Annotated in this window: 9 protein-coding genes; 2 read left to right on the forward strand and 7 right to left on the reverse strand. The window is 54.6% G+C overall.

Translation table 11 applies throughout. From position 1 onward, the window contains the following. Window positions 1–323 precede the first annotated feature (323 nt). Both BLU05_RS24335 and BLU05_RS26345 read left to right on the forward strand, forming a co-directional pair. Window positions 324–1160, forward strand: a complete 837-nt coding sequence (locus BLU05_RS24335) for an oxidoreductase (protein ID WP_091886161.1) — start codon at window positions 324–326, stop codon at window positions 1158–1160. Between the two features lie 157 nt (window positions 1161–1317). Continuing rightward, a complete protein-coding gene (locus BLU05_RS26345) occupies window positions 1318–1461 on the forward strand; it encodes a hypothetical protein (RefSeq protein WP_175540743.1) in 144 nt (47 codons plus the stop codon). 65 nt (window positions 1462–1526) lie between these two features. Here the strand turns inward: BLU05_RS26345 and BLU05_RS24340 are convergent, their stop codons facing one another. The 7 genes from BLU05_RS24340 to BLU05_RS24370 form a co-directional block, all read right to left on the reverse strand. Next, window positions 1527–2744, reverse strand: a complete 1218-nt coding sequence (locus tag BLU05_RS24340) for an adenylate/guanylate cyclase domain-containing protein (protein ID WP_091886164.1) — start codon at window positions 2742–2744, stop codon at window positions 1527–1529. A gap of 81 nt (window positions 2745–2825) precedes the next feature. Then, window positions 2826–4010 carry an SGNH/GDSL hydrolase family protein gene (locus BLU05_RS24345; RefSeq protein WP_244518531.1) on the reverse strand — a complete coding sequence of 395 codons (1185 nt, stop codon included), beginning with the start codon at window positions 4008–4010 and terminating at the stop codon, window positions 2826–2828. Next, complete coding sequence (locus BLU05_RS24350) at window positions 4007–5122, reverse strand: glycoside hydrolase (protein ID WP_244518532.1); 1116 nt, start codon at window positions 5120–5122, stop codon at window positions 4007–4009. The genes BLU05_RS24345 and BLU05_RS24350 overlap by 4 nt, the downstream gene beginning before the upstream one ends. A gap of 43 nt (window positions 5123–5165) precedes the next feature. Further along, complete coding sequence (locus BLU05_RS24355) at window positions 5166–6341, reverse strand: polysaccharide pyruvyl transferase family protein (RefSeq protein WP_091886166.1); 1176 nt, start codon at window positions 6339–6341, stop codon at window positions 5166–5168. 46 nt (window positions 6342–6387) lie between these two features. Further along, on the reverse strand, window positions 6388–7563 hold the full coding sequence (locus BLU05_RS24360) for a polysaccharide pyruvyl transferase family protein (protein WP_091886169.1): 1176 nt from the start codon (window positions 7561–7563) through the stop codon (window positions 6388–6390). Between the two features lie 28 nt (window positions 7564–7591). Then, window positions 7592–10279, reverse strand: a complete 2688-nt coding sequence (locus BLU05_RS24365; protein ID WP_091886172.1) for a glycosyltransferase — start codon at window positions 10277–10279, stop codon at window positions 7592–7594. Beyond that, window positions 10269–11774, reverse strand: a complete 1506-nt coding sequence (locus BLU05_RS24370) for a DUF6212 domain-containing protein (protein WP_244518534.1) — start codon at window positions 11772–11774, stop codon at window positions 10269–10271. The genes BLU05_RS24365 and BLU05_RS24370 overlap by 11 nt, the downstream gene beginning before the upstream one ends. Between the last annotated feature and the right edge of the window lie 102 nt (window positions 11775–11876).

The raw sequence follows: 11876 nt of genomic DNA on the forward strand, positions 1-11876 counted from the left end.
GCGGCGCGACAGTTGGATTGAGAAACGAAGAGAAGGCAGACTACAGGAGCAAGCTGCCACGGCTCTATTCACTGTCACCGGTCCGGGCTGCGATGGTGAAGTCTCCGCCCTGCCCGGCGACGCACCTCGGCATCTCTCGGGATGACATTTCTACTTTGCATACAACGCGACATTTCTAAATTGCTGCCACAAGGGCAGCACAAAAATCTGGAGGATCGTGCAATTCATCAGGAGTTCCGGTCTACGCGTTCCTCCGATTGCTCCCCTATTGTGTGCTGGTGAGGTCATAGGCCTCACAATCTCAGCACACAAGGAAATGCACGATGAGCAAGACATGGTTTATCACCGGTGCTGGCCGGGGTATCGGTGCGGAAGTTGCCAAGGCGGCCTTGGCCGCAGGGCACAATGTGGTTGCGACCGGTCGCAACCGTAAACAGGTTCAAAAAGCATTTGAAGGTATAAGCGGACAGCTGTTGATCATGGAACTGGATGTCACCAATCCAGATCAGGCGGACTTAGTGGTGGACGCTGCTGTCACCCATTTCGGCGGTCTTGATGTTTTGGTCAACAATGCTGGCTATGGTCAGTTGGGAAACTTTGAAGAAAACCCTGCCGCCGATATCGAACGGCAATTTGCGACTAATGTATTCGGAATGTTTCATGTGACCCGCGCTGTCCTGCCTGTTATGCGTTGGGAAAGATCAGGCCGGATTTTCAACTTCTCGTCCATGGGTGGCATGGTCGGCTTCGCTGGTGCATCGATCTATTGTTCGACAAAATTTGCGGTTGAAGGGTTCTCAGAGTCTCTTGCAATGGAACTTGCCCAGTTTGGTATCCATGTAACGATCGTGGAACCGGGTTTTTTCCATACGGATTTTCTCGACGAGAGTTCCGTCCGTTATAGCAGGCAAGCCATCAATGATTACACGGCCTCCTTACATGAGAGGCGCACGACATATGACGGATATAGCTACCAACAGGCTGGTGATCCGGTAAAGCTGGGTGCTGCTCTGGTTGAGCTGGCAGCGTCGAAAGAGCCTCCACTGCGTTACGTCGCAGGGTCTGACGCAGTCAAAGGCATCGCGACAAAGCTGGATTCGGTTCACGCGGAGATCAATAAATGGCGATCTTTGTCGATTTCTACAGATGGTAATTTTTGAGCCGTTTTTCTGCCCAGAGATCAACACGATTTTCCCGGAGAAATAGGCAATCAGCTCGTTGGATTGGTCTACCGCCTCGCCTCTCCGCCGTGCGAAATTCAAACTGGGAATAAAACCCCGCTATTCAATTCACTTTAAAGAGAAAGGGATATTTATCATGAACATCCAATTCCCCACCCTTTCACCGTATCTCAAGCCAAGTTTTTCAACGCTGAAACTTCTTTCACGCGTGTTCCATCCGATCAAGACAAAGAAAGATCGCGACATGGCGGAACTGGCAAAGCGATATTTAAACGGATAATCAGCGCCTTTTTCACGCGCTATTGAAAGTCGAGGAAACCCGCAATGTTTGGCATTGCGGGTTTTTTAGTGCCTCTCAACCGGATCAAGAGTAAAGAGTTCCTGCGCACGGCCAACACCGCGTAGGGCAAAGCGTCCGACACAAACCAGTTTGGACCGGAGTCCTTCCGGTAGGAACGCGGCAAAGCGGTCAGAGATCAGTATGTCCTGATCGACCGAACGGCACATGGAAGCGATGCGACTGACTTCGTTCACGGCAGGTCCAACGACCGTAAAATCCAGCCTCGTATCACTGCCAATATTGCCGAAGAACACCTCGCCGACGTGGACGCCAAGATAGACGTTGGTAATAGGCTGTTTTTCTGCCGTGCGGCGCTCATTGAGAGCAACAAGCCGCTTGCGCAACAGCGCTTCCGCCTGCAGGGCCGCCACACATGCGGTTTGCGAACCACCATCGGTGAAAATAGCCAATGTGCCGTCGCCGATCAGCTTCAATACGTCCCCGCCCGCTTCTTGTATGGATGAGATCACCGCATCGGCATAATCATTCAACATCGGGATGATCGCATCTGGTCCAGCAGCATCGGAGATACGGGTATAGTCCCGCAAATCCGAATACCAAAGAACGGCTTCGATCCGGTCGGCGGCACCGCGATTGATACGCCCGGCCAGAACGCGTTCACCTGCATCATGACCGAGATAGACCTCGGCAATTGTCCGCACGATCCGCGCCAGCGAGGCGCATTTGATGGCAATGGCGAGGCCACGCACGAGACGCTTCAATGTTGCGATGTCGCTGTCGTTGAACCCATCGGTGTGGGCGGTAGACCACTGCGAATAGAAGCAATCCATTTCGCCGATACTGCCTTGGGTTGAAAAGCGGTTGATCAGCGCCAGATAATCGGTAAGTCCTTCAGCCTTGAGGTTCTCAAGATGAACAAAGCCCGGCTCGTCCATTTCGCCAATACGGCGGCGGAGCGAATCTTCACCTGACTGTAACAGATGATAGAATGTGGTTCGCTGCCAGCTTTCCGCGCTCGCCCCCTGGGTGCTGGAACCGTACTCGATGACGGGCTTTTCAACTTCCTCACGCTGGCGCCAGTGAAATGCCCTGCCCTCATAAATCGGATGCAGCGTATCGACAAACGCCAAGGCGCGCTCAAGCGTAATACCGAGGCCGCAACAGCGCGCACAAAAACCGTTCAGCAGTTCGGTTTCGCTGGCTCCAGCCAATCCTTGAGCGTCAAGCCATTCTTCAATTGCAACGATATCGGCTTCAGTCATGATTCCCGCTCTCACATGAGTGCTGAACGGGTATCACGTTCACGCCGTTTGACAAAGATAGTCCCGTTCCGGTGCCGGAATTCAGTTGCTCGCTGTTACAGGTTCCAACTTCACCGGGGGTGTCGGCAGATCTGGTGCTGGCTTTTCGCTATCCGTGGCTTTTTCGATAGCGCAGACCTTCAGATTGCCGGTGAAGAGAATGCCGCTGATTGGCAATGCCGGTTCAGCCGGAAGCGTTTCATGGCGGATACTATCTTTTGGAACATGCAGCTTGTGCTCGCCTCCAGCACTGCCGCCGCCAAGTGTGAGCGCAAGAGTTGCCGGAGGATCAAGAAGCGTTGTGCCGTAGAGAAATTCGAAGCTCAGCATGGAAACCAGGAACTTGTAGGTCCCGTCACGCACGCCGCCCTTGAGCAGAGCCGCCCGATGCAAGTCGTTACCCAAACGGATATCGAGCGGCGGAATGCGCGGTTCGCACACATAGGCCATTGCCAGAAGTTGCCCCTTGTCCACCTCGAAGCGCAACCGGTCGCTGCCCAAATCCAGAGCCGAGATAGAAAATCGCCGATTGCTGTATTCGACTGGAACCCGGCCAAGCCTTTTGCTCAACTGGACGCCATCAAGGGCGCGTGCCCCGGCAAAGTGTTCCGGATCAATGGGCGGTGGCAAGGCGGCGGCCTTGACCGGACGCTGTAACGCGGGCTCCAACTCATCGGCGATGAGGTTGGCAACAATGGTTGTCGCGACAGGCCGGGCGTAATGGCCTTGATCGGAATAGAAGCTGGGGTGGCCGACGACATCACGGCCCAAGCGCTGCATAAGATTGCGTGATACGTCCACGCATATGGTCCCGTAACACTGGGAGATGTAATTGATACCCGCATCGATAGACGGAACGGCATTGAGGAAAGAACCGTTGCGTGCGCCGAACACAAGAGTTGCAATGCGCAGGTTGGGGTTTTGCTCCAGAGCGTAGCGGATAATCCCCTCATAGAATCTGGCCCAATGACGGAATGGCCGCCGCTCGTCGCCGTAAACGAAAGCATCGTTGAGCGCATATTCGATCAGCAGCAGATCGCAATCAGCCAATTGGTCGTAAATCTTGAGCTGGTAAAGTCCGAATGCGCTGGTGGTGCCGCCCACGGCGAGGTCAGCGACAACATCAAACTCGATACCGCGCCGCGCCATCGTTGATAAAAGCGACGGCAAATAGCCTGGCAACATGACGGTGTTGGAGCCGCCGATGATTACGGTTTTCAATTTCATGGTGCCACCACTGCTGCCTTGCCTGCAGGAGAAAGCCCTCCGCAACGCCAGACTCCATATCCCTTTGCGTCCCAATCAAAATAATAGGCCGCTGCCACGCGGCCCGTTCCCATGAGTTCCTCGAACCGGTTTCGCGCTGTCTCGACTAGATGTTCGCGCGAACCGTCATTGGCGGGGCACGTCGTTGACGTATTTGAGAAGCCCCATTCCGTGATCCAGCATGGTTTGCCATCTGGCTCTGATCGGCAGATCGACAGCGCCTGCTTGATATGGTTATCACGAGCTTCTGGCGTACCGTTGCTGCCCGGATAGATATGTATCCCGTAGCCATCCACCACCTTATCCAACCCATGCTTGCGCAGGAGATTGGTAAAGATCGTCAGGTCAACACTATCGATCCCGCGCCTGTCAGCGTCAGCAAACGGAATGTCCGAAAGTCCCGCCGAGACAACCTTGGCATTGGCGCTGAATTTGGTGGTTTTGAGTTCTTCGCGAACAACAGCAGCAAGCTGGACATATTTTGCAGCGCCTTGCTCGACAACGGTCAAGTTATCGAGGTCGTTCAATGTACGCGCCGTCTTCGATTTGGCCTGGGTCTTCACCTCAAGATCGCCATTATAGGCGCCCCAGTTGATTTCATTACCGGGTTCAACTGCGACAAGAGGAATTTTAAGCGCATCTATCTTGCGCAAGGCATCACCCACCACAGACCGGAACTGATCCTGCGAAATATCGGAAAGCCGGTACATATCCCATATCCGGCCAAGTCCGGAACGCGGCTTTGTACCTTGAGGGTAGAAGGCCGCATTGTTGAGGGATATTTCAAGAAGAATTGCCAGCCCCTTTTCATGGGCCACGCGGATTGCGTCGATACTTTGATCGAGCGGCTTGGTCAGTGACAACCGCACCGCAACCACACCGCTCTTGACCATGAGGTCGAGCACTTTTTCCCGTTCCGGTGCGGAAAGCCAGGCAAGGTTGACCCGGTTTACACCAAATCGGCTGTCTTCTGTTGCTTGCGATGGCGTTGCAAGCACACTGCTCGCGACAGCAATCGCCACGGCAAAGGAAACACCGGCGTAAAGCCTACGCAATTGCAATCGCCATGTCATGGTTTCATGCCTCCCATATGCTGGACGCCGGTGAAAAGCCTCATTATCGAATGCCGATATCTTTCAAAGCGCCGTTGAAATTTGCTTCGCACTCGGAGTAACGATGTATCGCCGCCGGAACGTCGATCTTCGAGAGGAAGTCCTGTAGAAACGCCTTCTTTTGTGGCTCGCGATTCCACACCGATGCCTCGATGTGTGGGAAGCCGACGAAATCGAGCATTTCGCGCATACGGTCATCGACAGCGATCATCAGTGCTGGAATGCCCGACTGCATGCCGATGATTGAACCGTGGAAGCGGCGGCCAAAACAGAAATCCTGCCCCGATACCCAGCTGCGCCATTTATGCGTATCGAAGAAAACCAGATAATCGCGCTTACGCTGCCATTTTTCCGCATGCTTGTACTCAGTTGGTGCCGTGATACGGCTTGCCGCCTGATCGTAGGCTTGCGTGGTGTCTTCACCGACCATGTTCATGTTGTAGACGATTACTTCGTCCTGAATGACGTAGCTTGCCGTACTGTCCTTGTGCAGGAGTGCGTGGGCGTCGACGATGGTATCGGGAACGCTGCCAAGATAACCACCAAAGGCGATTTTTTGGGATTCAGCCAACCCCGGATCGGCCAGACGGCTTAGCGAACGCTTCATCTGAGCCGGATCGAAATAAAGCGACGGGCATCCGGTCGGACGCACATACTTCATACCCTCGGCTTTCAGGAACTCCGCCGTAAAATGTCCACGCGTCAGGAAGAACGTTTCCTTCTTCTTCAGCACATTGAGGAAACGCTGCGTACCCTCGGGCAATTCAGCCTTGAGGTTTTCCTTCTTCTGGATGCCAATGCCCATGATGACGATTGGCATGTTGAGAAGTTCAAACACATGGGATTCCGTTGCAGCCGCATAGCCGGGCCGAAGCAGATTGGCCGATGCAAACAGGCACAGGTCAAAGCTCTCGTTCAACCTTGCATAGGTCTCCGGCGAATGAATGCTGTTGGCCAGATGCCAGAACGGAATATAGGTAACGTCATGGCCGCGGACGCTGTTGGCAGCGCCTTCGCCGATGAGATAATTGCCCGTATTGGCAATCCTCTTAACCTGATCGATGACATCCTTTTTTGTCCGGATGGTCTCGAAATAGGGTCGGTGTTTTACCGTTGCCCCGGAAACGCTGTCGACGGTCCGCATCAGATATGATGGGATGCCTGTGATCATTATTCGCATGTTCGTCCATCTTATGTTGGAGCTTCCAAGGCGCCGGATATGGGAGTTATCCGATGCCGATCTCGGTCAGGACCGAGCGGAAGCTGCGTTCACGGTCAGAGTATTTTTCAATGACCTGCGGAATATTCATCTCGGCCAAATGGTCAGAGATGAATGCCGAGCGGTCATTTGCAGAATTGAGGTCATTGGCCTCGACTTTCGGCAACCCGGAAAAGTTCAGCATTTCGCGCATCCGGTCGTCGACAGCGACAATCAGGCTTGGCACGCCAGCCTGAAGCGCAATGACATTGCCGTGGAACCGCCGGCCAAAGGAGAAGTCCATGGACGATGTCCAGGCACGCCACTGGTTCGTGTCGAAAAATGTGTGAACCTTGATCTTCTTTTTCAGCTCTTCGGAGCCCTTGAATGTCAGGTCACCGATCATCTCACCCGAGGTGGAATCGTAGACGCGGCCATCCTCGTTCGGTTCAATCTGCATATCAAAATGCAGGGGCTCGTCCTGAATGACATAGGCCGAACGTCCATCGTCGGACGAAAGCGCATTCATGTCACCAATTGTATCAAGCGCAGCGCCCATATAGCCTGTAAACACCGTCCGCCCTTCACCCACTTTCACATCAGGCAAGCGGCGAATGGCTTTGCGCACATTGGCTGGCATGAAATACATTGACGGGCAGCCAACCGGTCTCACGAATGAGAACCCCTGATCTTTCAGATACGCGGCCGTTTCATCGCCGCGTGTCAGGAAGTAATGCTCTTTTTCTTTCAGGACCTGCAGCAGACGCTGGGTGCCCTCGGGTAATGACTCTTCGAGGTCTGGCCGGTTCTGAATGCCGATGCCCAGCATGACCACAGGCATATCCAGCTTGGACAGCACTTGCGCTTCCGCGTCGGCGGACAGGCTCTTGCGCAGAAGATTGGCGCAGGTGAAGACACAGATGTCGAATTGCTTGTTGATGGCATCCAGACCCGTACCGTTGTTGACGGCGTTGTAGAGGTGCCAGAATGGAATATGGGTGGCATCAGGGGACAGCGCGCGCAATGCACCCTCCCCGATCAGGTAGTTCCCCGTATTGCTGATATTCTTGAGTTCGCGCAGGTAAGCTTCCTTGTCTTCCGGCTGCGGTTGTTTCTCCGAGTAAAAGACACGGGAATCTTCGGCTCTCTGAATGAGGCGTGTCATGTGGCCGGGGATGCCGGTAAGGAGAATTCTGGGGCTCATGGGGTTCACAAAACCTTTCTGCTGATCATCATGCGACTGCCCGGCCCGGAAGCTCGGCGGTTACATTGAATTCCTCTGTGATTTCGGGCGTGGTCGCATTCCGTTCACCTGGAATTGCGGGTTCGATTGTGTTGCACCAGGCAATGAAGCTGGCAAAAGACGAGGTCCAGGAACGTCGGGCTGCACTGGCGAGTGAACCCTCGGCGGTGCGGGCAAGGGCTCCGCGATCCTGCGCGAGAATGGTGAGCAGCCGCGCGATATCAGAGACGATCTGGGCGTCATTGGCATTCTTGATGAGAATGCCATCATGTCCGTGGACGATCAGTTCATCGACAGCGCCGACAGCCGTTGCGACAGGTACGCAACCGAGCTGTTGTGCTTCGGCAATCATCAAAGGCGCACCTTCCCATCGGGATGGCATCAACAACACATCTGCCCAAGCGAGATGGGTCGCGATGTCCTTGCCGCTGAAAACCGGCGGTGAAACCTTGACACCGGCATCTTTGAGCCTCGCCATCCAGGAGGAACTTGGATCATCGGATAGAATCTCGCCACCAATGGCCTGTGCTTCAAAGGCAATACCGCGTTCGCGCAGTTTGAAGATGGCGTCATACAGCCGGTCAATTCCCTTTTGACGGTCCAGTCGTCCCATGTAGAGAATACGAAGCGGCTCATCCGGCTGCTGCGTTTTACGCGCAGCGGTGACCTGCGTGCGCAATTTTGTATCGATTGAAAAACTGGCCGCGTTCGGTACAGCGAATATCTTCTCGAATGGCACGCCGAAGCTGTGCAGATAAGTTTTCAGCTGTTCGGAGCAGGTCAGGAATGCGTCATAGGCATGTTCAAACGCGATGGCGGCATAGGGCTGGCCGGCGCGGCGACGGAACACCGTCTCATCCACCACATGAAGATAACAGGCTGTGCGCGTGCCCTCCGACCGGAGTTTCCCCATCAGCGGATGGGCGGCCATGACGTGGTTATTGACGATCAGGTCAAACCCGGACAGCTGTCCGCGTAACCCTTCCCAATCGAGAGGATGATCCTCGGTGATGAAATCCTGTCCAAGGAAGCGGTTGGTATCACCCCAGGCCGGTATGCCGTCTTTCCAGAAATGCACATAATCGAAAGCCTGATCGAACTCATCAAGCACATCCATCCGGCTTGAACCAAGTACAAAAAGGTGGGTCTCGAAACCATCCTGTTTCAGCTCGCGTCCTGCGGCATAGGCAACTTTTTCAGCGCCACCAAAGGAGGCGTTGGGAACCAGCACCGCAGCTGTCTTTCGCTTGCCAGCATTATGGGCGAGCGGCAGGACCGGCGATCCGCCAAGTTCCTTGCGCAAGACCTGATACATTTCTGACAGGGCAGGCAAGCGGCGTGGACGCCATGTCCAGCGTGTCGAAGCCGTTTGTTTGAGCGGGCTGGTCGCAATAGCGGTAACAAGATTGAGCAGCGCCTGTTCGGGCCGCGCCAGCGAGCGGCGTTGCCGCGCCTTTGGAAACGGGAAGCGAATTTTCACCCGCGATGAGGTGGGCCATAATTGCTGGCTGCCAATGGACGAGAACCAGTCGAGCGCGTCATTATCAATGACGTTCTGGATGAGTTTCGTTGAAACGAAGATCAGATCAGCCGGACCCTGATGGGTGCCCGAGGGCATGATTTCGGAATCGATGCGCCGCTCTGAATCCACATTACCAAGTTCAACAAAGACAATGTTGGTCTTTTCCGCAAGCCGTTCGAGATGGCAAAGAATATTTGGCAGAAGCCGCGAGCGCGTGAGCAGCTTTAATGTCTCGCTGCTGCAGGCCGCAACGAAGGGCGGAAAGTGGAAATTGTCGGGCTCGCCGACGCTTCCCCAAAAAGCGCGGATCGCGTCGTCAAATGCGACCTCACCCGGCTTTTGCGTGGGATCGCTGAAGGTGCTGAGTGTCCCCTCTCCCGTACGAATGAGCGCATAACGCGGACATTCTTCATGTTCGAAACCAACCAAGGTCGGACGCCGAAACAGAACCTTGTGTCGCTTGCGCAGGAAATTGATGGATGCGGACCGGTCGCGATTTGCTTCCTTGAAGCGGCTTTCGGCTCTCAGGCGATACTCAAAACCGGTATCATGGCATGGCTGGCCAACAAAGCCTGCTTCAATAGCCGAGAGCCAGAATTCCCAGTCCTCAAAGCCATTCTGGCGGTCGTCATCAAAACGGATGCCGCTTTTGAAAACATCCAGCGAAATCATCGATCCCGTATCGCAGATATTGTCCGTGATACAATGAATGAGACGCGAATAGCTGTCGCCATAGTGGGCGCGCCAGTTGACCGAGAATGTATCGATGTTTGTATAAATCCAGCCCGCATCACTTGCAGCAAGACGGCGGTAAAGTGTATCCACAGTATATGGTTGAACTCGGTTGTCTGCGTCCAGAAAATATACTGCCTTTGCTTCTGGTAGTTCTTCAAGAATATAATCAATCGCCCGGTTGCGCGCGCCGCCAGGCCCCGCATTTTCCCCAAAGATCACGTGAATTTCGGGGTGGGCTGCTGCATAAAGTGCGAGCTGGTCAAACACTTCATGGCGGGGGTCACCATCTACCGATACGATAATGGCAATGCGGAATTTTGTTACGGATGCCAGTGCAGATTCGAGCGCCTCAGGAACGAGTGCTGCATGGCCGTAGAGTGGCATTGCAATGGCAATCAGGTCCTGAGATTTATCGGGCATTGGCCATCTCCTGGACCGGACGGGCCTCGATATGCTTGACGAGCCGGAAGTTGAATACCTTCAGCCAAGAGAAATCGACCGAACCCGCAGTCGCCTTGCTAAGAACAACGAGGTCCATGGCCCGGGTGGTTGCTGTATCCAGCATGAAATTGATATCGGCTGGCTGCATTGCGGTGATCTCGGTCCAGCCGCTGAAAAGTGCCGTGGGGCGCTTTTCGCCCGGGCGTCCGAGAGCTGCTATCTCTCCCTTGATGTCGGCCGACAAGCTTGTCAGCAGGAAGCCGACCGCGCCGGGCTGGCCTTCCGGATGATCAATGAGTGCGCGCGCCGAAATACGTACCGTGCCCGGTGATATGACCCGGCGGATCGCACCAGCCGTAATGCCCTCGGCAAGAGGATGGCACACGATCGCATCTTCGTGTTCCAGGAAACGTACTGTGGGGAAATCCGGCACAATAGTGCTCACTGAAACATTGGTAACGCCGCGAAGCAGTTCCACTGGCAGGCGATAATCTTCCACGCGCCGTCCCGCAATCAGGGAGGTAGGCACAAAGACATTCGGCAAGGATGTAGGACGCACGCCCGGCAGACCAGTAAAGACGCGGAAGGCAAGCGGCCGCATATCGAGATCCGCATGGGGTATGCGCGCTCTTGCAGCATAACGCTCATTGGTGATGACATTGCCGAGGGAAAGCTCGGGCGGTACACCGCCGGTCGCAGATACTCTCAGCCGCAAGGTGCGATGGCCACCATCGCAGGCCTTTGGCAGCGAGAAGAAATTCCAGTCAGCGGCGACGCTGCTATAGGGAACGAGCCATTCAGCAACGCCTTCGCCATTTTCCACGTAGTCGAGGGTGACGATCAATTGGCCAGACCGGCCTGATGGAAGGCCGCGGAAATGCAGGGCAAAGCCTGATACAGCGTAGCTCGACACCGGGAAAAGCTGCTCGATCTCTGATTCACGCAAAAGATTTGCGAAACCCTCATCCTTTGGATCGATGCTTGGCGTGTGGCTGAAAATTTCGGTCACGGAATCCCAGTTGCGCGCATGAAAGGCATTCTCGATAGCGCGGTAATTCTCGAACAGTGTTTCTCTTTCCCGGCGCAACATGACGAGTTCGGTGTGCACCTTTGTCACGTGATTGGTAAGACGGTCGATCCCGCTTTCAAGCACCTGGGCTATGAGTGCTGCTTCCGTGGCGATCGTTGAAGGATCAAGCCGGACAATCGGCACTTCCGGCAAAGTCTTGAACCGGTAAATTCGCTTCAAAGCGCTCTGTAACTCCGTCGCCCCGGTATCCGAAGCGGCCACGCCGATCAGCGGGAAGGCGTTGAGGAGGCGCACCTGATCCGATTCCGGCTCAACGAAAACAATGAACTCGGCCAAGGGAGAAGATTCGAGCAGCGGTTGATCATGGGTGGAAGCGATCGCGTAACGGCTTCGGCGAGGCTGTCGATCAACGGCTGTGGGCAGTGATGTGTTCAAAATAGACATCCAGTGTAGTTGGTCGATTGTGCAGCTGCGAACTGCGTCTCCCTTTATGAGAAAATATCAATAGAGTAATGTCAACAGAATATGCGTTCGATCTATAGTAAA

This window comes from Phyllobacterium sp. OV277, assembly GCF_900104355.1.
Lineage (GTDB): Bacteria > Pseudomonadota > Alphaproteobacteria > Rhizobiales > Rhizobiaceae > Phyllobacterium.

Excerpts from the sequence above, each read along its gene's own strand:
- BLU05_RS24345 (WP_244518531.1), bottom strand. The coding sequence starts at position 4,010 with ATGAAATTGAAAACCGTAATCATCGGCGGCTCCAACACCGTCATGTTG.
- BLU05_RS24340 (WP_091886164.1), bottom strand. The coding sequence starts at position 2,744 with ATGACTGAAGCCGATATCGTTGCAATTGAAGAATGGCTTGACGCTCAA.
- BLU05_RS24370 (WP_244518534.1), bottom strand. The coding sequence starts at position 11,774 with ATGTCTATTTTGAACACATCACTGCCCACAGCCGTTGATCGACAGCCT.
- BLU05_RS26345 (WP_175540743.1), top strand. The coding sequence starts at position 1,318 with ATGAACATCCAATTCCCCACCCTTTCACCGTATCTCAAGCCAAGTTTT.
- BLU05_RS24350 (WP_244518532.1), bottom strand. The coding sequence starts at position 5,122 with ATGACATGGCGATTGCAATTGCGTAGGCTTTACGCCGGTGTTTCCTTT.
- BLU05_RS24335 (WP_091886161.1), top strand. The coding sequence starts at position 324 with ATGAGCAAGACATGGTTTATCACCGGTGCTGGCCGGGGTATCGGTGCG.
- BLU05_RS24360 (WP_091886169.1), bottom strand. The coding sequence starts at position 7,563 with ATGAGCCCCAGAATTCTCCTTACCGGCATCCCCGGCCACATGACACGC.
- BLU05_RS24355 (WP_091886166.1), bottom strand. The coding sequence starts at position 6,341 with ATGCGAATAATGATCACAGGCATCCCATCATATCTGATGCGGACCGTC.
- BLU05_RS24365 (WP_091886172.1), bottom strand. The coding sequence starts at position 10,279 with ATGCCCGATAAATCTCAGGACCTGATTGCCATTGCAATGCCACTCTAC.